Origin of the sequence: Humibacillus xanthopallidus (assembly GCF_006717145.1) — a bacterium.
Taxonomy (GTDB): Bacteria; Actinomycetota; Actinomycetes; order Actinomycetales; family Dermatophilaceae; genus Humibacillus; species Humibacillus xanthopallidus.
The window spans coordinates 687,646-712,970 of record NZ_VFQF01000003.1 but is presented as its reverse complement, the minus strand read 5'-3'; the positions used below and the strand labels follow the sequence as shown (position 1 = coordinate 712,970).

Annotated in this window: 18 protein-coding genes and 2 tRNA genes; 13 read left to right on the top strand and 7 right to left on the bottom strand. The window is 68.7% G+C overall.

Annotation, left to right across the window (positions count from 1 at the left end; all coding sequences use genetic code 11):
- Positions 1-59: 59 nt before the first annotated feature.
- Positions 60-446: a response regulator gene (locus FHX52_RS21290; protein WP_185747414.1), complete on the bottom strand. Its 387-nt coding sequence runs from the start codon at positions 444-446 to the stop codon at positions 60-62.
- 443 nt (positions 447-889) lie between these two features.
- On the opposite strand from FHX52_RS21290, the gene FHX52_RS21285 reads away from it, so the two are divergent.
- Both FHX52_RS21285 and FHX52_RS21280 read left to right on the top strand, forming a co-directional pair.
- Positions 890-3,556: a PKD domain-containing protein gene (locus FHX52_RS21285; RefSeq protein WP_141824354.1), complete on the top strand. Its 2,667-nt coding sequence runs from the start codon at positions 890-892 to the stop codon at positions 3,554-3,556.
- A gap of 106 nt (positions 3,557-3,662) precedes the next feature.
- On the top strand, positions 3,663-4,196 hold the full coding sequence (locus tag FHX52_RS21280) for a hypothetical protein (RefSeq protein WP_141824353.1): 534 nt from the start codon (positions 3,663-3,665) through the stop codon (positions 4,194-4,196).
- Positions 4,197-4,237: 41 nt separating this feature from the next.
- Here the strand turns inward: FHX52_RS21280 and FHX52_RS21275 are convergent, their stop codons facing one another.
- Positions 4,238-5,116: an aldo/keto reductase gene (locus tag FHX52_RS21275; RefSeq protein WP_141824352.1), complete on the bottom strand. Its 879-nt coding sequence runs from the start codon at positions 5,114-5,116 to the stop codon at positions 4,238-4,240.
- A gap of 137 nt (positions 5,117-5,253) precedes the next feature.
- Between FHX52_RS21275 and FHX52_RS21270 the strand changes: the two genes are divergently transcribed.
- Positions 5,254-6,936, top strand: a complete 1,683-nt coding sequence (locus FHX52_RS21270) for an MFS transporter (protein ID WP_141824351.1) — start codon at positions 5,254-5,256, stop codon at positions 6,934-6,936.
- A gap of 110 nt (positions 6,937-7,046) precedes the next feature.
- On the opposite strand, the gene FHX52_RS21265 is transcribed toward FHX52_RS21270, so the two are convergent.
- On the bottom strand, positions 7,047-7,526 hold the full coding sequence (locus FHX52_RS21265) for a MarR family winged helix-turn-helix transcriptional regulator (protein WP_141824350.1): 480 nt from the start codon (positions 7,524-7,526) through the stop codon (positions 7,047-7,049).
- Positions 7,527-7,610: 84 nt separating this feature from the next.
- Here FHX52_RS21265 and FHX52_RS21260 point away from each other — a divergent pair, with 84 nt between their 5' ends.
- Both FHX52_RS21260 and FHX52_RS21255 read left to right on the top strand, forming a co-directional pair.
- Positions 7,611-8,186: an NADPH-dependent F420 reductase gene (locus FHX52_RS21260; RefSeq protein WP_141824349.1), complete on the top strand. Its 576-nt coding sequence runs from the start codon at positions 7,611-7,613 to the stop codon at positions 8,184-8,186.
- 56 nt (positions 8,187-8,242) lie between these two features.
- Entirely contained in the window at positions 8,243-8,899 is a 657-nt protein-coding gene (locus FHX52_RS21255) for an alpha/beta hydrolase (RefSeq protein ID WP_141824348.1), read from the top strand.
- 59 nt (positions 8,900-8,958) lie between these two features.
- Here FHX52_RS21255 and FHX52_RS21250 read toward each other — a convergent pair whose 3' ends face one another.
- Positions 8,959-10,698 carry a glycoside hydrolase family 36 protein gene (locus tag FHX52_RS21250; protein WP_141824347.1) on the bottom strand — a complete coding sequence of 580 codons (1,740 nt, stop codon included), beginning with the start codon at positions 10,696-10,698 and terminating at the stop codon, positions 8,959-8,961.
- 206 nt (positions 10,699-10,904) lie between these two features.
- On the opposite strand from FHX52_RS21250, the gene FHX52_RS21245 reads away from it, so the two are divergent.
- The 5 genes from FHX52_RS21245 to FHX52_RS21225 all read left to right on the top strand — a co-directional run bounded on the left by FHX52_RS21245 (position 10,905) and on the right by FHX52_RS21225 (position 16,597).
- Entirely contained in the window at positions 10,905-11,939 is a 1,035-nt protein-coding gene (locus FHX52_RS21245; protein ID WP_141824346.1) for a LacI family DNA-binding transcriptional regulator, read from the top strand.
- 208 nt (positions 11,940-12,147) lie between these two features.
- A complete protein-coding gene (locus tag FHX52_RS21240) occupies positions 12,148-13,485 on the top strand; it encodes a type 2 periplasmic-binding domain-containing protein (protein ID WP_141824345.1) in 1,338 nt (445 codons plus the stop codon).
- A 78-nt stretch (positions 13,486-13,563) separates the two neighbouring features.
- A complete protein-coding gene (locus tag FHX52_RS21235) occupies positions 13,564-14,508 on the top strand; it encodes a carbohydrate ABC transporter permease (RefSeq protein WP_246070305.1) in 945 nt (314 codons plus the stop codon).
- Positions 14,505-15,395 (top strand): carbohydrate ABC transporter permease, encoded by an 891-nt coding sequence (locus FHX52_RS21230; protein WP_141824344.1) that lies wholly within the window; start codon positions 14,505-14,507, stop codon positions 15,393-15,395. Before FHX52_RS21235 ends, FHX52_RS21230 begins: the two co-directional genes overlap by 4 nt.
- A gap of 2 nt (positions 15,396-15,397) precedes the next feature.
- On the top strand, positions 15,398-16,597 hold the full coding sequence (locus FHX52_RS21225) for an ABC transporter ATP-binding protein (protein ID WP_141824343.1): 1,200 nt from the start codon (positions 15,398-15,400) through the stop codon (positions 16,595-16,597).
- Between the two features lie 119 nt (positions 16,598-16,716).
- On the opposite strand, the gene FHX52_RS21220 is transcribed toward FHX52_RS21225, so the two are convergent.
- Positions 16,717-19,572 (bottom strand): PQQ-dependent sugar dehydrogenase, encoded by a 2,856-nt coding sequence (locus FHX52_RS21220; RefSeq protein ID WP_141824342.1) that lies wholly within the window; start codon positions 19,570-19,572, stop codon positions 16,717-16,719.
- Between the two features lie 416 nt (positions 19,573-19,988).
- Positions 19,989-20,061 (bottom strand) — tRNA-Arg (locus tag FHX52_RS21215).
- Positions 20,062-20,593: 532 nt separating this feature from the next.
- Here FHX52_RS21215 and FHX52_RS21210 point away from each other — a divergent pair.
- Together FHX52_RS21210 and FHX52_RS21205 are read left to right on the top strand one after the other, a co-directional pair.
- On the top strand, positions 20,594-22,438 hold the full coding sequence (locus tag FHX52_RS21210) for a phosphoenolpyruvate carboxykinase (GTP) (RefSeq protein ID WP_141824341.1): 1,845 nt from the start codon (positions 20,594-20,596) through the stop codon (positions 22,436-22,438).
- 139 nt (positions 22,439-22,577) lie between these two features.
- On the top strand, positions 22,578-23,075 hold the full coding sequence (locus tag FHX52_RS21205) for a DUF6328 family protein (protein WP_141824340.1): 498 nt from the start codon (positions 22,578-22,580) through the stop codon (positions 23,073-23,075).
- A 277-nt stretch (positions 23,076-23,352) separates the two neighbouring features.
- On the opposite strand, the gene FHX52_RS21200 is transcribed toward FHX52_RS21205, so the two are convergent.
- Positions 23,353-23,442 (bottom strand) — tRNA-Ser (locus FHX52_RS21200).
- A 213-nt stretch (positions 23,443-23,655) separates the two neighbouring features.
- On the opposite strand from FHX52_RS21200, the gene FHX52_RS21195 reads away from it, so the two are divergent.
- Positions 23,656-25,221: an LCP family protein gene (locus FHX52_RS21195; protein ID WP_141824339.1), complete on the top strand. Its 1,566-nt coding sequence runs from the start codon at positions 23,656-23,658 to the stop codon at positions 25,219-25,221.
- Positions 25,222-25,325 lie beyond the last annotated feature (104 nt).

Sequence of the window (25,325 nt, the reverse complement as noted above, 5' to 3'; positions counted from 1 at the left end):
CTGCGCCCGACCGCCGACCGGGCCGGACGGCATACCCCGGCGGACGAGCGCTGACCCGGTCAGACGGCATACCCCGGCGGGCGAGCGCTCCAGGCGCTGCGCACCGCCTCGAGCACCGTCGCCGGGGCGGCGTCCTTGACGACGTATGCCGCCGCCCCCGCCTCGAGGGCAGCCTGCCTTCCCTGGAGGGAGGGCTCGCCCGTCAGGACGACGACCTGGGTCGCCGGAAGGTCGTGCCGGATCTGGCGCGTCGCCTCGACCCCGTCCATGCCGGGCATCCGGATGTCCATGAGGACCACGTCGGGGCACGTCTCCCTCGCGACCTCGATGCCCTGCTCACCGCTGCCCGCCGAACCGCAGATCTCGAGATCCGGCTCCAGACTGAGGAGCGACGCGAGCCCGATCCTCAGGATGAGCACGTCGTCGACGATGAGTACCCGCACCACGCATTCACCACCTGTCTCAGGGCGAGGCCGCCTTCGCGGCCCTGGTGCGAAGTCCTGGTCTCGAGGACGTCGCGGATGCCGTGTCGGCGCGCGGACCGTGCAGCGCGAACGCGGATTCTCCACCGCCACTTGATCATTGCAGTGCCCGGTGTGACAAGAGCCCGCCACGATCGGGGTGAGCGCTCCCCCAAAACTGGGCGGATGCCGCCGGGTTCAGGTGGGCCGCGTCCCCCAATTCTCGGGGAGTGGAGCCCCCCACCGTGGCGCATGCTCGCCGCTGCCGCCGAAGCCACCATGGAGTTCACATCCTTGAGGGGGGATCTTGCGGCGATCACGCCGCACGTCGTGCCGCGACGGGGGCAGTCGCTCGTACAGGCCCGTCCAGCGCACATCAACGCACGTCAACGCGCGTCAACACGGCAGGAAACGGACGGAGGACGACAATGTCTAGTCAACCCGGAGCTGCGCGCATCGCGCGCTCCACCAGCGGCCTGCGAGTGGGAGGTGGCGCGCGACAGCGGCGCCGTCTCTTCTCGGCCTTGGCCGCGATCGCACTGGCCGGGGGGCTGGCGCCGGTGGCAGTCGGTGCCGCGAACGGGGCGGTTGCCCCGTCGATCGCGCCGGTGGTCAACCCGGTGGTGGCCTCGAGCACCCAGTTCGACATCACCGGCTTCCTCCAGACGGCGACGCTCGACACCGCGGGCGACCCACACTCCGGCGGCACCTTGACCCTCGACGGCCACACAGTCGTCGTCCCCAAGGAGACGGTCGTCATCCTCCCGGCCAGCGCACTCACCTGGCAGGAGCTCTTCACCCACGCACCCGCGCCCTACGGGCCGACCCAGACCGGAATGGCGCTCGGTGACAGCCCCAAGCCGCTCACGACCTACGAGGTCCACGTCGTCGGCAACCGCGTCGTCAAGGCGGGCAGCGACCGCTACATCGCCGGGCTGATCCACATCGCCCAGCAGGACCTCAACTCCGGCGCCGGCTACGTCAACTACATCGACTACAGCACCGGGGAGATGGAGGTCGGTGGCACACCGGGCGCCTCCGGCACCGGCACGCGGGTGCGGATCAACGACCCCGCGATCTCCGGGTCGACGACTTCCGGCCGCTTCGGGCGAGCCATGTCACCTGACGACCGCTTCCAGGTCGACCAGGACAACCCGACCATCCTCGCCGAGACCGGCTTCCCGATGTGCATCCCGCGCACCGCTCCGACCTCGACCAACGACGACCCCGAGTGCCCGCAGTCCAACCGGCCGGTCTACGACGGCACGGACACGTCGGGCATCACCCCGCAGCCGGCCCTGCCGGTGCTGGGTGCGGCGTACACGATGTTCCGCATGGACTCCCCGGCCGACGTGGACGCGAACACGTGCGCACGCGGCACCTGCGCCGACCCACGCAAGCAGGCCCCGTTCGAGATCGGTGACTACGTCAACTTCGCCGGCAACCTCATCCAGGACGGTGGAGCCAACGGTGGGCAGTACATCTCGGCCCACACGATCGTGGCCAGCCTGGGCATCTACACGCAGCCCGGGGTCGACCCGGCATACGTGTCGGTCGACGTGTCGCTGATCGGCACCGGAGGCCTCACGATCTTCGGCGCCGGCGAGGCCGCGGTGCGCACGAGGTTCGAGGGCATGTCCACGGACGAGTCGCGGATGATCCGCCTCTACGGCGTGGACATCAACCCGGTCACCGGCGCCACGAGCGACCGCGAGTGGGGCACGATCATGCCCGACCCCGGCCCCCCTGGTGGCGCAGTGCGAGGCCGCTGGCGCTTCCGGCCGCCGTGCACCGCGACAGTCCCGACGCAGAAGGCCTGCACCCCGCCTCCTGCCGGCCAGTTCATCCCGCCCACGCGTGAGGTCCGGGCCGTCGTCGACGGGCTGTCGGAGTTCCTTCCCGGCACGATCAACGAGAACCCCGCGAGCCAGGTCCCTGGCACGCCCGGTGCCAAGACGGCAGCCAACGGCATCTACTACGGGCAGTACCACGCCCCGATCGGCGAGTACATCTTCCCGGAGAACGTCCCCGGCACTGCGGTCCCGGAGGACAACTTCAACTCGATCCCGTTCCTCGCCTACGGCGGCTACACCTCGCTCACGGGCGTCAAGGTCGGCGTTCTCGACCCGTGGCCCAGCAGCGTGGCGGCTCCCGCCGTCGTCTGCGCGACGCCGACGATCAACGGTGCGCCCTACTCGGTCGCGAACGGCGCCAGCATCCCGCTGTCCGGCAGCGTGACGGCAGGGGCGTCGACACCGCTCACGCTCCAGTGGACTGCGGGGACCACGGTCGGAGGCACGGACCTGGGCAGCGCCCTCACCGGCGCCAGCACGACCACGCCGACGTTCAAGGCGACAGGGCTCGCGGCAGGCACCTACCACCTGACCTTCACCGTCTCGAACGCGTGCGGGGTGGCGTCCGACTCCACCACGATCACCGTCCAGCCGGCACCCCCGCCGACTATCGACCCGATCCAGAACCAGACCGTCACGGCCGGCAACCTGGTGACGGTGACGGCTTCCAGCAGCTCGCTGCCGGCGCCGACCTGGGCCTGGACCCAGACGGCCGGCCCGGCGAACCCGGCCCTCTCGCAGACACCTGCTGCGGCCACCGCCAGCGGGACGTCCCAGCTGAAGTTCACGCCCACCGTGGCGGGCACCTACAGCTTCACCGTCAAGGCGACGAACGCCAACGGAACCTCGCCTGACACGACCCTCACGGTCACCGTCACGGCGGCGGTGCCGACCAACATCACCCTGACCCCCGTCGAGTACCGGACGTCGAAGCAACGGCTGATCGTGACGGCGACCTCGACTGACACGACGGTCAGCTCGATGGTGCTCCTGCCGTACCTCACGGAGAAGGGCACGATGTTCGACCCGGCCACTCTCGGTGCAGCGAACCTCACGGTCTCGCTGGTCGCACCGGGCTCCTTCACCGTCACCGCAGTCGGCGCACCCCCGCCGGCCTGCAACCTCGGTGGAACGTATGCCACCCCGTGTGCGCAGACGCCCCTGACGGTGAAGGCGGTCAACGCCTCCGGAACCGTGATCGGCACGAGCCCACCGTCGAGGCTCGACAAGATCCGGCAGTAGGACTTCGCCCCCCGGTGGCTGTCGAGGCCGTTCCCCCCGGCCTCGACAGCCGCCACGGCATCCCGTGACACCGTGACACCGCGGCAAGCGAGTCGGGAGGTCTCCGATGTCGGGTCACCGACTGCAGCGACTGCTCTGCGCGGCCACCGCCGCCCTCGCCGGCGGGCTTCTGTGTGCCTGCGGGGGCGATCGTGCCCAACCACAGCAGGCGTCGAGTGCGCTCGTCTCGCAGGTCGCCGCCGCGACCACGTCGATGTCGGTGACACCGGGCCGGGCGCGGATCACGGCCGTGCCCGATGCCGGAGCGACTGCGGCGCCCACTGCCGTTTCCCCTGCCCGGGCCGATGCCGGGCGCCGCGGCGGCGTCGACCACATCAGGGTCGACAAGTGCTGGACCAACGCGACCGCGAGCAGCGGGGGCCAGCTCCTGATCAGCGCAGACAGCTCTGACCGCCAGGCGCGCCTGCTCGCCTACCGGCAGGACGGCACCCTCATCGGGGAGGTCCAGAACGGCGGCGGCCAACGCTACGGCGGCACCGTCTTCGCATATGAGCCGACGGATCCCCTGACCGTGACGATCATGAGCAGCTCAGGAGGCAGAGTCACCGTGGCGACGACGCCGTTCCGCCCTGAGAACTAGCGGGTGGCCAGTCAGCAGAGTCCTGACTGGCGTTCCACCGGTCAGGCCTCGGGGATGGGGCGCCCGAAGGCTTCGAGCGTGATGTCGGCTGGCTCGGGGCCGCCTCGCTGGCCGGTGTCCAGAGCGTCGATGGCGGTCAGCTCGGCATCGCTCAGGTCGAAGTCGAAGACGTCGAAGTTCTCGGCGATGCGGTGTGCCTTGGTCGACTTGGGGATGACGGAGCGGCCGCGCTGCAGGTGCCAGCGCAGCATCACCTGCGCCGGGCTCCTACCGTGCGTGGCGGCGATGCCGCCGATGACGGGGTCCTGCAGGGTGCTGGCATGGCGCCCGTCGCGGTAGAAGGTGATCCCACCGATCGGCGACCACGCCTGGGTGAGGATCCCGTGCGCCGCGCCGAACTCCTGGACCCGCTTCTGCTGGAAGTACGGGTGGACCTCGATCTGGTTGACAGCAGGCACAACCTTCGCGGTCTCCAGCAGGGCGGTCAGGTGGTCCACCATGAAGTTGCTGACACCGATGGCGCGGACCTTGCCGGCCTCGAGCAGCGATTCGAGGGCTCGGTAGGCCTCGAGGGTGCTGTCGAAGTCGGAGGGAAGGGCCTGGTGCAGGATGAGGAGGTCGATCTGCTCGACACCGAGCTTGGCGGCGCTCTTGTCGAAGCCGTGCAGAGTCTGGTCGTAGCCGTAGTCGCTGATCCAGATCTTCGTCTCGAGGAAGACGTCGTCACGGGCGACGCCGGAGCTGCGGACGGCGTCGCCGACCTCCCGCTCGTTGCCGTATGCGGCGGCCGTGTCGATGTGGCGGTACCCGGTCGCCAGGGCCGCCTCGACGGCGTCGCGGGTCTCGTCGGGCGGTGTCTGGAAGACCCCGAGCCCGATGGCGGGCATCTCGACGTGGTTGTTCAGCTGCAGTGGCGTCATGCCTTCGACCGTAGGCGCGCGACCTGCCCTGTGGGAGGGACTGGCGTTACCCCCCTCGCCCGACTGTCGACGAGCCGATCCGAAGGGGGTACTGACAGCACCTCCCAGTCCGCTTCGTCGACTCATAGCGTGGAGGCATGAGCACCCCGCGAGGTGAGGGTCTGCCGGGTCCCCCTCGGCGGGATGATCGCTCCCCTGCCCCCGGGGAGGAGGGGATCCGGACGGCTGCCGCAGCTTCCGGGGTCAGGGCGAGCCTGGAGTCCTCCCCATGGGCACCGTTGCGGCAGAGGATGTTTGCGTGGTTGTGGGTCGGAGTGCTGATCTCCGGGATGGGCACCTGGATGCAGACGCTGGGTGCTCAGTGGCTGCTCGTCGACTCACCGAACGCCGCGGCGGTGGTGGCGCTGGTGCAGGTGGCGAACACGCTGCCAGTGATGGTGCTGTCTGTGCCGGCGGGGGTGCTGGCGGACTCCTTCGACAAGCGCTGGCTGCTCTTCGCGGTGCAGGTCTACTTCCTCCTCGCCGGCGCGTCTCTGCTCGTGCTGACCCTGGCCGGGCACATGCCACCATCGCTCCTTCTCGTGTTCACGTTGCTGCTCGGGGTGGGGGCCGCGGTGCAGCTGCCGGCCTGGCAGGCCAGCACGCCCGAGCTCGTGCCGCGCCACCAGATCCGGTCGGCGGCACGGTTGGAGATGGTCGGGGTGAACGTCTCCCGGGCGGCCGGTCCCGCCCTGGCGGGTCTGGTCATCGCGCAGTTCGGGGTGGCGGCCGTCTTCGCGTTGAACGCGCTGTCGGTCATCCCGCTGGGTATCGCCCTGCTGTTCTGGCATCGCCGCCCGTCCAGAGCCACCAGCGCCCGGGAACGGTTCTGGCCGGCGCTGCGCGCAGGTGGGCGTTACGCGTGGCACGACACCGACGTCAGACGCGTGCTGCTGCGGCTGGCGGTGTTCCTGCTGCCGGCGTCGGCGTTGTGGGCGTTGCTGCCGCTGGTCGCCACGCGCCTGCTGGGCGTCGGAGCCGGCGGGTACGGAGTGATGTTCGCGGCGCTGGGGCTCGGAGCGATCGCCGGCGCGCTCGTGCTCGGCAGGGTGCGTCGGGTGCTGTCGACCAACGCGACTCTCACCGCCGCCGGTCTGCTGATGGCGACGACCCTGCTGGCGCTGGTCGTGGTGCAGGGCTTCGCCGCGGCCCTGTTGATCCTGGTGGCCGCGGGCCTGGCCTGGACGACGACGATCTCCACCCTGGTCGGGGAGCTGCAGCTGTTCCTGCCCGGGTGGGTCATGGCCCGGGGCATGGCGATCTGGACGATGGTCTTCACCGGCTGCCAGGCCCTCGGCGCCGTGCTCTGGGGGCTCGTGGCCAACCAGGTCGACCTGTTCGCCACGTTCGTCGTCACGGCGGTGCTGGCAGCGGCCGCCGCCGGCACCGGGCTGATCTGGCGGGTCCCCGACGCGTCCGCAGACGCCCTCGACCCGCTCGCGTACTGGGGTGAGGCCCGGGTCGCCCTGACACCCGACCCGTCGGTGGGACCGGTGCAGATCGCGGTGACCTACACCGTCGCCCCCGAACGGGAGCCGCAATGGCTGGATGCGATGGGCGAGATGCGCCGATCGCGGCTACGCAGCGGCGCGACCCGGTGGGAGCTCTACCGCGACGCGGAGCACCGGGACAGGTTCGTCGAGCAGTTCTGGGTCTCGACCTGGGAGGAGCACCTGCGTCAGCACGAGGGACGGCTGACCGCCCGCGACCAGGCCATCGAACAGCTGGCGCTCAGCTTCTCCGACCCGCCGGCGACGGCCGTGCACCTCCTGCCGCCGTGACCCGACCCTGAGGGAGACGGCGTGAAACCTGGGGGAGTCTCACGAACACCCTTGGAAGAGCGCGCTGCTCGTCCGTGGTCTCGCTCCCGCCGCCGGCCGGGTGGAGGAGGTCAGATCCGCCGCAAGATCGCATCGGCGATCTCGGACAGCTCGGAGACCTGCTCGGGCGTCAACGCGTCGAAGATGCTCTCGCGAACCGTGGTCACGTGCCCCGGGGCCGCCTCGGTGAGGACACAGCCCCCCTCGTCGGTGAGGCGGGCGTTGGTCGCTCGACCGTCCTCGGGGCACGGGAAGCGCAGGACGAGCCCGCGTTCCTCGAGACGCCTGACGACGTGGGAGAGGCGGGTGAGCGTCGCGTTCGTGCGATGGGCCAGGGCGGTCATGCGAAGGGTGCGGTCGGGCACCTCGGACAGCATGGCAAGGACGAGGTACTCGAAGTGCGTGAGGCCCGAGTCGCGCCGCAGCTGGGCGTCGAGAACGCTCGGGATCAGCTCGACCACAGCCACGAGTCGCTTCCAGGCGACGAGCTCGTCAGCGTCGAGCCACCGCACGTCGCTGCCAGGTGCCGTCGAGGTCCGCTGCGATGTCATCCAGCCACTCTAGAGGATTACTTGACACATCAAGTAATCATTGCGATATTGGTTGAAGCATCAACCACACATGAGGAGAGCACCATGGCACACATCAGCATCATCGGAACCGGCACCATGGGTCAGGCCATCGCGGGCGTGTTCGGCAAGGGCAGTCACTCGGTCCAGCTGCTCGGCCAGGCCGACGGGTCGACCCCGGTCACCGGCGACATCGTCGTCCTCGCCGTTCCCTACAGCGCGGTCGCCGCCATCGTCGTCGAGCGCGGCGAGAGCCTCGCGGGCAAGACCGTCGTCGACATCACCAACCCGGTGAACTTCGAGACGTTCGACTCGCTCGTCGTCCCCGCCGACGGATCGGCCACGGCGGAGATCGCGCGGTCCCTGCCCCAGTCCAAGGTCCTCAAGGCCTTCAACACCACCTTCGCCGCAACCCTGGTGTCGGGGCTCGTCGGACCGAACCCCACGACCGTCCTCATCGCCGGAGACGACGCCGACGCGAAGTCACAGCTCGCCGACGCCATCGCGGCCGGTGGCCTCAAGGTCATCGACGCCGGCTCGCTGGCCCGCGCCCGCGAGCTCGAGGCCCTCGGCTTCCTCCAGATCAGCCTTGCCGCCGGCGAGAAGATCTCGTGGACGGGCGGCTTCGGCGTCGTCGCCTGAGCTGCACCAGCGACCCCCACCGACCCCTCTGCCGAGTCACTTCCAAGGAGCACACCATGTCAACGACCGCCTTCGACACCCCCGTCGCCGTGACCGCCGGCTCCGGGGACCCGACCGCTCCGCTCGTGGTGCTCCTGCACGGCCGAGGCTCCGACGAGTCGTCGATCATCGCCCTCGCGCCACACCTCCCGGTGGGGCCGACGTATGCCGCCCTGCGCGCCCCCATCCGCGAAGGCGGAGGCTACGCGTGGTTCGCCAACCGCGGGATCGGCCGCCCCGTGGCCGAGTCGCTGGCCGAGACCATGACGTGGTTCCGCCAGTGGCTCGGGGGCGTCGCGCCATCGGGTCGGCCCGTCGTTCTCATCGGGTTCAGCGGAGGCGCCGCCTTCGCTGGCGGCCTCCTCCTCTCCGACCCGCAGCGGTATGCGGGGGCCGCGATCCTCCTCGGGACGCTGCCGTTCGATGCAGGTGTGCCCGTGAGCACCGGCCGTCTCGACGACAAGCCGGTCTTCGTCTCCCAGGGCGAACAGGATGTCGTCATCCCGCGCGAGCTCCTCGACCGAACGTGGACCTATCTGCACGACGAGTCGGGCGCGACGGTCACCTCCCGGCGCGACCCCGTCGGCCACAGCCTCACCGACGCAACCGTCGACGCCCTCGGCACCTGGCTCGCCGGCGTGGCGAACCACCCCGCGGGGACCCACTCGGCGTAGGCCCACCGCACGACCACCTGGACCGACTCCTCTGGCGCCGCCGGCCCCGGAGGAAGCGGTCAGCTGCCGTGAGGTTCGCTCAGGAGCAAGGTCGCGGTGCCGAACGGGGGGACAGCCACCTCGAGCAGCGACGAGGAGGTCGGCGGTAGGGCAGTGACCGTCTCGCCGAGCACCGACGAGACGACACCCCCGGCCAGCACTCTCGTGGTGCGCAGGACGAGGCCGTGGAACGGGGTGGCGTTGACGACGGTGACCTCGCTCGTGCACGCCACGTCGAGATCGATCGTCACGGGGGCGTAGGCGAGCATCACGCTCCGGTGCAGATCTCGCCGCACCGCCGTGACGAGGTCGTAGCCGCGCTCCGGGCCCGACACCCGAATCTCGCCGCGCAGCGTCACCTCGCTGTGGTCGCGCCACAACGAGAGAAGGGCGCGCAAGGCGTGAGCCTGGGTTCCCGAGAGCTCCGAGAGGCGCATCGAGATCTGCGGGACGGCGAACCACCCTGCGTAGAGCTGTTGGGCCACTGCACCGGCACCGGCCGCGGGGCCCCACATCATCGGGTCGGCATGAACGACCTGTCCGACGGCAAGCAGTCGCGCGTCGATGCTCGCCGTCCGGTTGATGATGCTGTCCCCCGGGCAGTCGTTGGCTCGCAGGATCTCCCCGAAGCGGGCAATGGCTGGGCTGACGTACGGCTGCCGGAACTCGAAGGCGACCTCGGGCCGGCCGGCGTCCGCAAGGCGGGTGCGGACGTGTCGGAGCATCGCCGACATCGCTTCGCCGACGCCGCCGATGTCGCCGCCGCAGGGGCTGTCCCGGTAGGCCATGGCCTGGTCCAGGAAGTCGATCTTGAGGATGTCGACGTTGTAGTCACGCACGAGGCGGAGGCAGAGGTCGGCAACGTGATCACGGACCTGCGGGTACCGGGGGTCAAGGACGTGACAGCTGAGATCGTCCTCCCAGTGGGGCGCGTAGGGGTAGAGGTGCGGAAAGATCGTGCTCCGCTGCCCAAGGAGCAGGGGCGACACCCAGAGGGCGACCGAGGCGCCGGTGCCGTGGATGGTCTTGACCGTGCCCGCCAGGTCGGGGAACTTCGAGCCGTCCGGCAGCCAGTCGCCGCAGCCCTGATAGCCACGCCCCTGTGCGAACCTCTGCCAGCCGTCGTCGATGAAGATCGACCGGCAGCCGAGCTCTGTCGCGAGAACGGCCTCGCTGGTGACGAGCCCGGCGTCGATGTCCTGCGCGAACGTGTACCACGTCGAGTACACCGGCTCCCGAGCAATCTGCGGAGGGCTCAAGGACGGTCCGATGCACCGGTTGGACATCCACCGCGCCAGCCACGGGATGGAGTCGGAGACGGGCTCTCGCCTCCGGTCGACGACGACGACCAGATCTCCCTCGAGGGGCGCCACCGGCCTGATGTCCACGACGAACGTCTTGCGCTCTTCGGACACGCCGTAGTCGACCCGAAGCTCGGCGACAGCCTCGTCAGCCGCCCATCCGAGCAGGGTCTGGCCGGCAGCGTTGTAGAGCGCGCCGACCGGCGCCGACTCCACGAGGCTCGTCACCGATGCCGGCAACCAGTCCGGTGGCAGGAGTCGGTTGGTGCGATGACCCGGGTGCCAGTAGCCGACGGCATCACCGAGGTCTACCTCGACATGCAGCCCCGGGAGTCCGTCATCGGACGCGAGGCGCAGCTCGACGACGCGAGCGTCGTGGCTGGTCGAGCTGGACAGCCGCGTCCCCTCCCGCAGCGTCAGGACGGACAGGGCAAGGACGTCGCACAGCTCTGGGGACACAGGCGTGAGGCTTTCTGTTCGAGAGGATCGAGGAGCGCGGCGGCTCGGGGAGACGCCGGGACGAGACGGCATACTCTCTGCTTTGATCTAAGCGTGTAGATATTGAGGGTGACCGTTCAGTGAGCACGATGTCAACCTCTAGACACGACATCATCTAAGGGCTTAGAGTCACTTCACACATCATCGACGATGCAAGGAGTGGTCGAATGGCACGGACGCCAAGCCGGGGACGCAACGTCACCCTGGCCGACGTCGGACGGCACGCCGGAGTGAGCTCGGCGGTCGTCAGCTACGTCGTCAACAACGGCCCGCGCCCTGTCGCACCGGAGACCGCGGACCGCGTGCGGGAGGCGATCGCCTTCCTCGGATATCGGCCCAACACGACAGCCCGAGCCCTGAGCACGGGCTCCACCGGGATCCTGGGCGTCGTGCATCCAGGCACGGCCAACCCCTTCTTCGGCGAGTACAACGACGTGATCTACGAGACGGCCACGCGGGCCGGCATCGCGCTGCTCACCGCGACCTCGGCGGGGTCGGCCAAGACCGAGCGAGGTCTCATCGAGGCCCTCGCCGGACGCAACGTCGACGGCATCATCTCGATGACCAGCATGAACCGCCACGACGTCGCCCGGCTGCGCGACCCGGGCATCCCGCTCCTCTTCGTCAACTGCCCCTTCGCGGTGCCCGGTTTCCACACCATCGGCCCGGACGCCGTGGACGGCAGCCGGCGGGTGGTGGGGCACCTCCTGGACGATCACCACCACGCCCAGGTCGCCCTCATTGCCGGCGACACGGGCGCCTCCGAGCCGGAGGAACGCGAGTCGGGCTGGCGCGATGCCCACCGGATGCGGGGTCTCGAACCGGGGCCGGTGGTGCGCACCACCTTCACCGCCGACGGCGGCTACGAGGCCGCCCAGAGGCTGCTCGACCAGCCCTCCCCCGCCTCCGCGGTCTTCGTCACCTCCGACCTGCAGGCCCTGGGCGTCCTGCACGCGATCCACAGCCGCTCCCTCCGGGTCCCCGAGGACATCGCCGTCGTCAGCTTCGACGGCATCAGCGAGGCAGCCCATACCTGGCCGCCGCTCACCGTGGTTCGCCAGCCCCTGCGGGCGATGGCCCAGGTCGCGCTCGACAACGTCCTGTCCGGCACCGAGCCGGCCCACACCCTCGTCCCCACCGAGCTGGTCATCCGCAGGTCCTGCGGATGCAGCTCCCCAGGTGACGAGCTGCTCGAACCCTGACCGTCAGGTCACGACGACCACAACGGCACAACTGAACGCTTCGCTCTCGCCGCACACCCGACGCGGCGAGCCAAGCACCCAACCCACGGTCCGGCACCGTGCGCGATCCCGCACGTCCGGACCCGGGGAACACCACTCTGCGCACGCCCACGAGGGCGAGCCAGTCCGCTTCACACGTCTTAAAACAGTTCACAACTAGGAGGATTCAATGCGTACACCAACGAGGTTCAAGGCGGGCGCGGTGATCTTGTCTGCCGTCGCCCTCACGGTCACCGCCTGCGGCACGGGGGGTGGCGACACGAGCGGCGGAGCCACCGCAGACGCCGGCAGCGGCACAGGCGAGATCAAGGTCTGGGGCCACCAGGGCGAAGAGGGCGAGGTCGCCGCTTTGCAGGCGGCGGTCGCCGGGTTCAACTCGTCGCAGAAGGGCGTCAAGGCGACCCTCCAGCTCATCCCGTCCGCCGACTACACCAAGACCGTCAGCGCCACCAGCCCGGACCAGCTCCCCGACGTGCTGGAGTACGACGGGCCCCTGATGGCGAGCTTCGCCTACGACAAGAAGCTGGCCCCGGTCGAGGGACTCGTCTCGGCGCAGACCATCGGCAACCAGACCGACTCGGTCAAGACACAGAACACCTACCAGCTGGACAAGAAGCTGTACGGGGTGTCCATGTACGACTCGGGCCTGGGCGTCTACGGCAACAAGGCGCTGCTCGACGCCGCCGGCGTCACCTACCCCAAGGGCCTCGGCGACGCATGGACCGCCGACCAGTTCCAGACCGCCCTCGAGAAGCTGGCGGCGAAGGATCCGGACCAGAAGGTCCTCGACGTCAAGGAGAACTACGGCGGGGAGTGGCCGACCTACGGCTTCCTGCCGATCGTCAACTCTGCCGGCGCTCTGGCCATCAAGGACAACAAGGCCGAGGGCAACCTCAACAGCGCGCCAGTCGTCAAGGCCGTCCAGCAGTTCGCCGGCTGGCGCAAGTTCGTCGACCCGAACAGCGACGACAAGGCCTTCACCGACGGTCGCGTCGCCCTGAGCTGGGTCGGCCACTGGCAGTACAACCCGTACAACAAGGCACTCGGCCAGAAGCTCGTCGTCCTCCCCCTGCCCGACTTCGGCGCCGGCACCAAGAGCGGTCAAGGCTCGTGGGCGTGGGGCATCGGCGGCTCCAGCAAGAACGGCAAGGCGGCAGGCCTCTTCCTCGACTACCTGCTGAATGACAGCAACGTCACGGCCATGACCACCGCGAACGCGGCGCCCCCCGGCACCAAGACGGTCATCGCGACCGACCCGCTCTACAAGCCGGGCGGTCCGCTGCAGCTGTTCGCCGACGGGCTGAGCAAGACCTGCGGAGCGAACCCGCCCACGACGGCGTGCGTGGCCACGCCCCGTCCGGTGACTCCCGCCTACCCGGTGTTCAGCCAGCAGTTCTCGCAAGCCTTCCTCAACATCTACAAGGGCGGGGACGCACAGGCCGAGCTCGACAAGGCGGCCAAGGCGATCGACCAGGACTTCACCGACAACAACAACTACACCTCGTGACCGGCTGCCGTGGCGGGGCTGACGCAAGCCCGCCCCGCCACGGCGCCACCACTCCCGACACCCGAAGGAGGGTCGAGCGTGAGCACCGTCAAGACCATCAACCGTGACGCAGAATCCGCAGAGGTGGGCGCGGGCAGACCCCGACGAGACACCCGCAGCGCGCTGGTCATGATTGCGCCGGCCATCATCGGACTGGTCGCGTTCGTGATCGTGCCGTTCATCGCAGCGGGCTACCTGTCGCTGTTCAACGTCCGCGCGAACTCGAGCCGACCACCCGTCTGGTTCGGCCTCGAGCAGTACCACCGCATCCTGACAGACCCGACGTTCTACCGGGGCCTGCTCAACAACTTCATCTTCGCCGCCGTCGTCGTGCCTGTGCAGACGCTCCTCGCCCTCGGTCTGGCACTTCTGCTCAACCAGAGCCTGCGGTTCATGAGCGTGTTCCGCACCTTCTTCTTCATGCCGGTCGTGTTCCCGATGGCACTCGTCGCCGTGATCTGGAAGCTGATCTTCTCCCGCGACGACCTCGGCATGCTGAACGCGTTCCTCCACGCCATCTCGTTCGGGCACATCCCGCCGATCGACTGGCTCGGCAGCACGACGACAGCGCTGCTCTCGATCATCATCCTGTCGATCTGGCAAGGCGTCGGGTTCCAGATGATCATCATCCTGGCCGGCCTCCAGGGCATCTCCAAGAGCCTCTACGAGGCCGCCCAGATCGACACGGCAAACCGGTGGCAGCAGTTCTTGAACATCACCGTCCCGGGGCTGCGTAACACGCTCATCTTCGTCGTCATGGTCACGACGATCTTCGCCTTCCGCCTGTTCGACCAGGTGTACATCCTGACCCAGGGCGGTCCGCAGAACGCGACCACGACGGTCATGTACCAAGCCGTGACCAGCGCGTTCACCGAGAACAACGTCGGCCGGGGCGCCGCCATCACCGTGGTCTTCTTCGTCATCGTCCTGACCATCACCGTCGTCCAGCGGCGGCTGCTTCGAGAGGACAGGGAAGTCGCATGAGCACGAGACCGCAACCCACCGGAACGGCTCCCGTCGTCGTCACGGCCAACCAGGGACCGAGCGCGGCACGCAAGGCCGTCAACTACCTCGTGTTGATCGTTCTTGCAGTCTTCTTCATCGCGCCGATCCTCTACATGTTCATCGGGAGCCTGAAGCCCGCCGACAAGGTGCTGAACGGCCTGGCGGGATTCATCCCCGAGAGCCTCTCGCTGGACAACTACGCAGGGGTGTTCGCGCGCTTCAACAGTGAGGCGACCGGCTACTTCTACAACTTCTACCTGACGTCGCTCATCGTCTCCGTCGTCATCGTGATCGGCGGGCTCGTCGTCAACTCCATGGCCGCGTATGCGTTCGCCCGGCTTCGCTGGCGCGGGCGCGACGCCGTGATGCTGGCGGTCATCCTCCTGGTCATCGTCCCGTTCGAGGCCATCGCCGTGCCGCTCTTCTACCTGCTCAACGGCTCCCGCAACACCTACTACGTCCAGTTCATCCCGTTCGTCGCCAACGCCCTGTCGATCTACCTCTTCTACACCTTCTTCGTCGGACTGCCCAAGCAGCTGGACGAGGCGGCGCGCGTCGACGGCGCCGGGCCCTGGCGCACCTTCCTCTACATCATCGTGCCGATGTCCAAACCCGTGTTCGCCTCCGTCACGATCCTCACCTTCCTCTCGTCCTGGGGGTCCTTCCTCTGGCCGGTGATGATGACCGACCAGCCGCGCTACCGACCCCTGCCCCTCGAGATCTCGGTGTTCCAAGGGCAACCGCCCACCGACTGGGGACAGATCTTCGCCTTCGGGGTGATGTTCGTCCTTCCCCTGCTCATCGTTTTCCTCGTCTTCCAGCGCTGGTTCGTCCAGAGCGTCGCATCCTCCGGCTTGAAAGGCTGACCATGGCATCCATCACGTACGACAAGGTCCGCAAGGTCTATCCCGACGGCACCGAGGCGATTCCCGCCATCGACCTGGAGGTGAAGGACGGGGAGTTCATGGTCTTCGTCGGCCCCTCCGGCTGCGGCAAGTCCACCGCGCTGCGCATGACCGCAGGCCTGGAGGACATCTCCAGCGGCCGGCTCTACATCGGCGACGACGTGGTCAACGCGAAGTCGCCCCAGGAGCGCGACATCGCCATGGTCTTCCAGGACTACGCCCTCTACCCGCACATGACAGTTCGGCAGAACATGGGCTTCGCCCTGCGCATGATGCGCCTGCCGTCCGACGAGATCCGCAGACGGGTCGACGAGGCAGCCGAGCGCCTGTCGCTGACAGCCCTGCTCGAACGCACCCCGAAGAACCTCTCGGGTGGGCAGCGCCAGCGCGTGGCCATGGGCCGAGCCATCGTCCGTCAGCCGGCGGCCTTCCTCATGGACGAGCCGCTGTCGAATCTCGACGCCAAGCTACGCGTCCAGATGCGGGCCGAGATCGACGCGCTCCAGCACCAGCTCGGCGTGACCACGCTCTACGTCACGCACGACCAGGTCGAAGCCATGACCATGGGTGACCGTGTCGCCGTCATGAAGAACGGCCGGATCCAGCAGTGCGCGCCGCCACAGGAGCTCTACGAGAACCCGGCGAACGTCTTCGTGGCCGGCTTCATCGGCAGCCCCAAGATGAACCTCTTCCACTCGGTTCTGCGTCATGACCCGGACGGCTCGGTGCGTCTCAAGTTCGGACCGCAGGACCTGCACATCTCCCCCGCCTCCGTGGCCCGCATCCGCGGACTCGGCACATACCCGGAGGGTCCCATCACGGTGGGCCTGCGGCCGGAGTCACTGCAGTACACCCCTGACGCCAGCGGTGATCGGTCGATCGACGTCACGGTGAACGTCGTCGAGATGCTCGGCAACGAGAGCCTCATCCACTTCGTGGCGCCCGTCGAACAGGCCTCGGACGCCGACGTGAGAGACCGTGCCCAGGCCTCCGACGAGGAGGAGAGCCTGCTCGCCGGTGCCGGCTCGAGCGTCATGGTCGCCAGGCTCGTCCCACCGGTCCGTCTGGCCGAGGGGCAGGGTGTGCGACTCACGGTGGACACCGACCGTCTGTACCTCTTCGATGCGCAGGGTCAGGCGCTGGGACCGGCGCGCACTCCATAGCCGCTCGACCGCCGCCTACCAGCCGCTACCCCGGTGTCTCGCGAGACGCCGGGGTAGCGGCGGTTGGGGGTCCTTGTGCGTCGCGGCACCGACTCGACCAGACTTTCCGGCCAGTGGAGCTAACAGCTCGAAGTGCTCGTATTGGTGCTGTAGCGGTAGGTGATGCTTCCCTGGGCAAAGCGGTTGCGGCGGCCGTCGGTGATGGCGTACTCGTCGGTGGTGGGAAAGCCGAGGCAGGATCTCTGGTAGCCCATCGACGCGTACTTCGTGCGGATCTTGCCGTAGACGAGGTGCGCGCCGGTCGTGCCGGAGTAGAAGATGCTGCGGCCGCCGGTGAAGTGGGCGTACCAACCACCCGTCACCGCGGTGACGTCGGTCGTGGGCAGCCCGTACCGGTCGGGACCGCCGGCCGCGAGGTACTTGGTCAGGATCGCGCCGTTGACGAGGCGCGCTCCCGTTGTCGACGACCAGTAGATCCGGGCCTTGGTGAAGTAGGTCGCGAGCCCAGCAGTCACCCCGATCTCGTCGGTGGTGGGGAACCCGCGGACGGTCGGTCCCCCAGCGGCGAGGTACTTGGTCAGGATCCCGCCCTTCACCAGGTGGGCTCCGGTCGTGCCGGAGTAGAAGATGCTGCGGCCGCCGGTGAAGTAGGCGTACAGCCCACCGGTCACCGCGGTGACGTCGGTCGTGGGCAGCCCGTAGCTGTCGGGACCGCCGGCCGCGAGGTACTTGGTCAGGATCGCGCCGTTGACGAGGCGCGCTCCGGTTGTCGACGACCAGTAGATCCGGGCCTTGGTGAAGTAGACGGCCACACCGCCGGTCACCGCCACCTGGTCGGTGGTGGGGAACCCGAGGACGGCCGGTCCCCCAGCGGCGAGGTACTTGGTCAGGATCGCGCCGTGCGCCTCGTGTGCGCCGGCAGCAGCGCTCCAGTAGAGGCGACCGCCCGTGTAGTTGCGGGCACGACCCCCGGCGACGTCGTATTCAGGTGTGGTGGGCCCCCCGAGGAATGAAGAGCTCCCGCCCAGCGCGGCATACTTGGTGTCGATCGCGGTGGTGTACCGAGCGCTGATGGTGAGGTCGGCGTCGGGCATGGTGGTGGCGTGCGTGGCTGCACCCCCGTCGCTCCAGCTGCTGAACGACCAGTAGGTGGAGGTCACCGGGGCGGCGAGCTCCACACTCGAGCCAGCCACCACCTGGGCTGAGGCAGCGGTCACCCCGTTGATGTTCACCGCCACCGGGCTGTTCACCGCGATGGTGCGCAGCGTGGGCCTGGCTTCGTAGGTCGCCGTCGCGGTGGCGCCCTTGGAGTCCGCCACGTGGGCGGTCACGAGCATGGTCGTGTCCGCGCCGTGGTCGGTGAACGGCTTGCTGTAGGTCGGGCCTGTCACCGGGTCGGCATCGGGGTGCAGGTGGCAGCTGCCGGCGAACGGGCAGTGCAGCAGGCTCGTGTCCCAGCTGACGGTCAGCGGGCCGTCTTCGGCGTCAGTAGCGGTCGCCGACAGCGCGACGGTGTCAGCGACCGCGTAGGTGGTCGTCGCGGCCGGGGCGGTGAGGGTCAGCGTCGGCGTGTAGTTGTCGGGATAGATCGTCGATGTGGCGGTGTTCGTGGCTCCGAGCTGGTCGCGTACGGACAGGGCCACCGTCATGGGGTCCGCGGTTGCGTACGTGTGAGTCGCCGTCAGTCCGGACCCGCTCGTGCCGTCCCCGAAGTCCCAGCTGTAGGTGAGGGCGTCACCATCCAGGTCGTAGGAGTCTGCCGCTGAGAAGGTGACTGTCTTGCTGGCAGCGTTGGTGGTCGAGCTGAACTTGGCCGAAGGGGCACGGTTGCCGGCCTGGTATACCAGACGCCGCACGGTGCCGCCGAGGAGGTCGGCATAGGTCACATCGCCGTTCGGGCCGGTGTGGAAGGCGACGGGGCCGCCTGCCTCGGTGGCGAAGCCGGCGCTCTCGGGCGCCCGTGTCATGGCGCCGGCGGTGTCGGTTGCCAGGGTCCACAGGTCGTGACGGGCATAGTCGCCGAAGAAGAAGGAGTTGCGGTACTGACTCGGGTAGGACGTGCCTGTGTAGTGCACCCCGCCCACCACCGCGGCGCCTGCCTGCACACCCGACTGGTCGTGCCGGTAGGACCAGATCGGCATCCGCGCCGATCCTGCGGCGTAGAGCGCCTGGCAGACGCTGTAGGTCGAGAACGTGGTGCGGTCTGTGCCTTCGTAGCACGGCCAGCCCCCGTTGGCTCCCGGCACCAGGGTGTCGACCTCCTCGGTGGTGCTCCAGCCCACGTCACCCAGGTGCGGCACCCCCGAGCGGGGGTCGAGGGCGAAGCGGAACGGGTTACGGAAACCGTAGGCATAGATCATGCTGCGCCACGAGGAGGGAGCAGCGGAGGAGTAGAAGGGGTTGTTCGGGACGCCCGTGCCATCCGGGGTGAGGTGCAGCACCTTGCCGTAGGGCTGGTCGAGATCCTGCGCGCGCAAGGTCGTGGGGTCGCCGTTGTTGAGGGCGTCATCGCCGATGCTGACGAACAACGTGTCGTCGGGGGCCACCACGACGGAGTCGATGCCATGGGTGTGCCGAACCTGGGCCAGCTGCGGCGAGGTCTGACTGCCGTCAACCAGCGTGCGGACCAGGGTGAAGCTGGTGGGACTCTCCGCAGGGAGTGCTTTCCACTCCTCCACCATCCCGAAGCCGGTGCCCGCAGGGTCGCCCTTGTCGTACGACACGTACACCCGGCCCGTGGACATGTAGTCGTTGGCCGGCGCGAAGCCCAGGAAGCCGTGGTCGCCGAGGGCCCTGACGGACGGCACCTGGCCCACGACGCGCGCCACCGTGCCGCCTGCCGGCAGGAAGGTGATCAGGCCGTTCTTGCCGCTGGTGAGCAAGCCACCATCGTCCAGCCACGCGAAGTTCGTCAGGTTGTATGCCGCCTGCCCCGTGGGGTAGTCCACCAGCTGGAAGCCGGCCGGTAGCGTCAACGACGCGGTCGATGACGCAAAGGTGCCAGCGCGGCCACTGACGGCGGCTGACGTCACAGAGGACGCGTTCGCGGCAACGCCCGCCCCGGTGGCCAGGAGAGTGATGGTGGCAGCCGTGGCGGCCAGGATCCTACGGATGGGCACAGTGGTGGTTCCTCCCCTTGAGTCGCCGACACGTACGCCCCCGTGAGTCGACGTGCCCAAGGTAGCGGCGGGGTGAGGACGGCGTCTCGAGACTGCACAAGGACGAGTACGACCGTGACCGGGCGTTGTTCCGGCTGCTCTACGCGTCCAGCCACGAACGCCGCCCGACCGAGGCTGGAGCGCGACCCTGATGCCAGCCGGGATGCAGACAGACCCCGGCCGCCAGAGGCGACACGGGGCTGCGAACTGCTGTTCTCTGTCTCAACACAGAGTGCACCCGAAGGGATTCGAACCCCTAACCTTCTGATCCGTAGTCAGATGCTCTATCCGTTGAGCTACGGGTGCGTGTCCGTCGGGCCGATCGGCACCGGGTGGGACGAAGAGTTACCTTAGCGAACTCCCCGCCGATCCACGAAATCGGGCCGGACGGCATACCTCGGCGCCCGCCCGAAGGCGGCGCCAGCGTCCGCCCCGATGCCCGCAGCGGGCCACCCCGTCCCCGCCACACCCCACCCGGTGGGTGCAGCCGCGACGCAGCCGAGACGCACCCAAGACCCAGCCAGGACCCAGCCGGCACCCAGCCCCGAGACCGAACTCAGCACGCGTCACGGAGCCCGAAAACCTACGCACGCGTACCGCAATACCTGCAAGAAACCGACAAGAAGCGGTCGAAATCCTTGCACTCACCGACCGGTGTGAGGCGTCTCACCGGATCGGAACGCCTATGCGGTCAGCAGGGTTCCGGCCCGGGCGTACCTTGAACACATCACGTCATCTGCTCAGCATGTGGACACTTTCAGGCCCCACCGGGACGAGCCTCCACACGCGGGCAGTCACACCGGCACGACGTGGTGCCGGGCGGCACCGCGCGAAAGGGATGGGCCCCGAGTTGACCACCATTGACGAGAAACCGATCACCCGAACGACCCACGCAGGCCTCGCCGCCTGGGTCGCCGAGGTCGCCGAGCTGACACAGCCTCGCGACATCCACTGGATCACCGGCACTCCCGAGGAGTGGACCGAGCTGACCGACGGTCTCGTCGAGGCCGGCACCTTCGTGCGACTCGACGAGAGCAAGAAGCCGAACTCGTTCTACTGCGCGAGCGACCCCAGCGACGTCGCCCGCGTCGAGGACCGCACCTACATCTGCTCGGTGGACGAGAAGGACTCCGGCCCCACCAACAACTGGATGGCGCCGGACCAGATGAAGCGGCTCATGACCGAGCTCTACCGCGGCTCCATGCGCGGGCGGACGATGTACGTCATCCCGTTCGTCATGGGCCACATCAACGCCAAGGCACCGATGTTCGGCGTGGAGATCACCGACTCGGCCTACGTCGCCGTGTCGATGCTCGTCATGGCGCGCTGCGGTGACGAGGTGCTGCACGCCATCGAGCGCACCAACGCGCGCTACGTGCCGGCGCTCCACTCGGTCGGCGCCCCGCTCGTCGAGGGCCAGGCCGACGTCGCGTGGCCCTGCTCGGAGACCAAGTACATCGTCCACTTCCCCGAGGAGCGCACCATCTGGAGCTACGGCTCCGGCTACGGCGGCAACGCCCTGCTCGGCAAGAAGTGCTACGCGCTGCGCATCGCCTCGGCGATCGCCCGCGACGAGGGCTGGATGGCCGAGCACATGCTCATCCTCAAGCTCACGTCTCCCAAGGGGAGGGTCCACTACATCGCGGCGGCGTTCCCGTCCGCGTGTGGCAAGACCAACCTCGCGATGATCACGCCGTCCATCCCCGGCTGGAAGGCCGAGATGGTCGGCGACGACATCGCGTGGATGCGCTTCGGCGAGGACGGTCGGCTGTATGCCGTGAACCCGGAGTTCGGGCTCTTCGGCGTCGCCCCCGGCACCGGCGTCTCGACCAACCCGCAGGCCATCGCCACGATCGACCAGGGCAACTCCGTCTTCACCAACGTCGGGCTCACCGATGACGGCGACGTCTGGTGGGAGGGCCTGACGGACGAGCCGCCGGCCCACCTCACCGACTGGCACGGCAACTCCTGGACCCCGGCCGACGGCGAGGCGGGCACGAAGGCCGCCCACCCCAACAGCCGCTTCTGCACCCCGGCGAAGCAGTGCCCGATGATCGCGCCGGAGTACGACAACCCCGACGGCGTGCCGATCGACGCGATCCTCTTCGGCGGTCGCCGCAAGACGACGATCCCGCTCGTCTACGAGTCGCGCGACTGGAACCACGGCACCTTCATCGGCGCGACCCTCTCCTCGGAGACGACCGCGGCCGCCACCGGCGCGGTCGGCGTCGTGCGGCGTGACCCGATGGCGATGCTGCCCTTCATCGGCTACCACGCGGCCGACTACATGGACCACTGGCTCGAGATCGGCAAGGGCGCGGACGCCTCCAAGCTCCCCCGCATCTTCGGCGTCAACTGGTTCCGTCGTGACGAGGACGGCTCCTTCCTGTGGCCCGGCTTCGGCGACAACAGCCGCGTGCTCAAGTGGGTCGTCGACCGCCTCGAGGGCGAGGCCGACGCCGTCGAGACCCCGATCGGCCTCGTGCCGACGGCTGACGGCATCGACATCGAGGGCCTCGACATGACGCCCGAGCAGGTCGCCAAGGCCGTCGCGGTCCACCCCTCCGAGTGGGAGAACGAGCTCCCCCTCATCGAGGAGTGGTTCGCCAAGTTCGGTGACCGGCTGCCCGCCGAGCTCGTCACGGAGCTCGACACCCTGAAGGCCCACCTCGGCGCGAGCTGAGACGCGTGGGGTAGTCCGCAGCCGCTGGCCGGTGGCGACGGACGACGTGATGCAGGGCCCGGCACCTCTCGAGGTGCCGGGCCCTCCGTCATGCCCCCTCGCGCGTCACCGCGGTCCGGCCAGCGGGTACTCATGGGGGATGAGTGACTCACAGCCCTACACCCGCGACGAGACCGAGGCGGAGCGGATCGATCGCAACTTCGGGGAGCAGCTGCAGGAGCTGCGCATCGCCCAGGCCGGCGTCCAGATCCTCTTCGCCTTCCTGCTGACCATCCCGTTCCAGCAGCGCTTCACGATCCTCACGGACCTGCAGCGCAACATCTACGTCTTCACGCTGCTCGCCGCTGCCGTGAGCGTCGTCGTCTTCACCGCTCCCGTCGCGCTGCACCGCACCCTGTTCCGCGACGGGCTCAAGGACTTCATCGTCACCTACACCGACCGGCTCATGAGCATCGGCCTGTTCACCCTCGGCATCGGCATCGTCGGGGGCGTCGTGCTCGTGCTCGACGTGCTGATGTCGCACACGGCGGCCTTCTGGATCGGCGGCGGGCTGCTGCTCCTCGGGCTCGTCCTGTGGGTGGGGGTGCCCTTCTCGCAGAAGGGGCGGGCCCGCCAGCGCCTCCAGTCCCCCTCCTGACCCACGTCGCAGCCAGCCGCACACCTCGAGGTCAGCCCACCAGCGGTATGCCGTGTGCCGCCGTCCCGCACGTGCGTCTCCTACCGCGGCGCGCACGTCCGGTGGCGGCGCGCACGTCCGGAGGCGGCGCGCACGTCCGGAGGCGGCGGGAGCCGTCGTCCACGAGGCCCCTCGTTCCTCGGGGCCTCGTGGACTCCTCCCAAATCCCACGTGTTCCATCAGCACAAGACAGCAGGACCCCGACGGTGAAGCGTGTCGGGGTCCTGCTGTCTTGTGCTGGCGGAGGCGGCGGGATTTGAACCCGCGAGAGGTTTTATCCTCAACCCGCTTAGCAGGCGGGCGCACTAGGCCACTATGCGACGCCTCCGTGCTCGAGATCCAACCCACCAGCTCTGACGAGGGCGCGCAGGATGCAGGAGCGGACACAGGCTACCGGCCCGCAGACCGCAACCCAAACCGGGCCCCCGCACGGCACGCCCATGTGACTATCGCGGCGCAATGAGGTAGTTCAAAGGATCAGCGTGCACAATGGCAGGGTTGCCCACCCGGACGACCGGTGACCCCTGCCCGAGAGGACCTGATGACCGACGCCAACGCGCCGCGCCCCCGCCGCGCCGCCGCGCCCAGCGGTCGCGAAGCCTTTCGCCGCCAGATCAAGGCCGGCTTCCGCCGCTCGCTCGGACTCACCACTCTCGGCACGGTCATACCCGGTGCGGGCCTGACGCAAACACGCAGCAAGCGGCTCGGCTGGGCGATCCTCGCGCTCTTCCTGCTGACCGGTGTCGTCGTCGGCTACATCGTGCTGCGCGACGGCATCACGAACGCCGCCCTCTCGCTCGTGGCCCGGCCCTCGCTCCTGCAGGGCGTCGCCGTCGGCTTCGTCGTCATCGGCATCCTCTGGTGCGGCTCGATCATCCTCACGGCGATCCAGACCCGCCCCACCCGCCTCGACCGCACGCGCACGCGCACGCTCGCGGCACTGACGACGGTGCTCGTCTTCCTCGTGGCCGGCTCGACCTTCAAGGTCGCCGAGTACACCCTCATCACGACCGACACGGTCAACCAGGTGTTCGGCACGACGACGACCGCCGAGAAGAGCCCCGGGCAGGGCGTTCAGGTCGCCACCGAGGGTGACGACCCCTGGGCGAACCAGGCCCGCGTCAACATCCTCCTGCTCGGCTCCGATGCCGGCGCCGACCGCACCGGCATCCGCACCGACTCGATGATCGTGGCGAGCATCGACACCAAGTCGGGCCGCACCGCCCTCATCTCGATGCCGCGCAACCTCCTCTACGCCCCACTGGCCCCGGACAGCCCGCTCCGCGCCCGCTACCCGTCGGGTCACTTCGGCCAGCCCGAGTCCACCTGCTCCCAGAACAGCCCCGGCGTCACCGGCCAGTGCATGCTGACCAACCTCTACGTCGAGGCGGAGGGCTTCGCGAAGGACCACCCGGGCGCCTACCCCGCTGGTGCAGTGGCCGGTCGTCAGGAGATCCGCGGCGCGGTCCAGCAGATCCTCGGCCTCCAGATCAACCAGATGGTCATCGTCGACCTCTACGGCTTCCAGCAGCTCATCGACGCCATGGGCGGCCTCGACATCAACGTCAAGCTGAGCTCCAACGGCACGAAGCTGACCATCGGCGGCCAGCACGACGCCTCGGGCCGGATCTTCGGCGTCAAGGGCTACTTCACCCCCGGCGAGCAGCACCTCGACGGCTACCACGCCCTCTGGTACGCCCGCACCCGAGCGGCCGACGACGACACCCACCGCCAGATGCGCCAGCGCTGCGTCGTGCAGGCCATCGTCCAACAGGTGAACCCGGCCTCGATGGTCTCCCGCTACCCCGAGATCGCCAAGATCCTCAAGCAGCGCATCTACACCGACATCGAGGCTCAGGACCTCCCGGCCTTCGTCGAGCTCGTCGAGCGCGTCCAGAAGTCGAAGATCACGAGCGTCGCGCTGACCTCGACCCAGGGCGTCTACTCCGGCAACCCGGACTACGACCTCATCCGCAAGCTCGTCAAGAAGGCGATCGCCGCTCCGAAGCCGGCAGCCACCCCGTCGACGACGCCGAGCACACCCAAGCCGAGCTCGACGAAGACGAAGACGCCCACCCCGACGACGACGCCGTACGAGCAGTGCTGACCCGGCCGGACGGCATACCCCCTCGGCGGGGGAGCCGGCCTCGGCGCTGAGCCCACCCGTCGCCGCCCAACCCGTCGGTGACGACGTCAGGACAAACGAAGGCC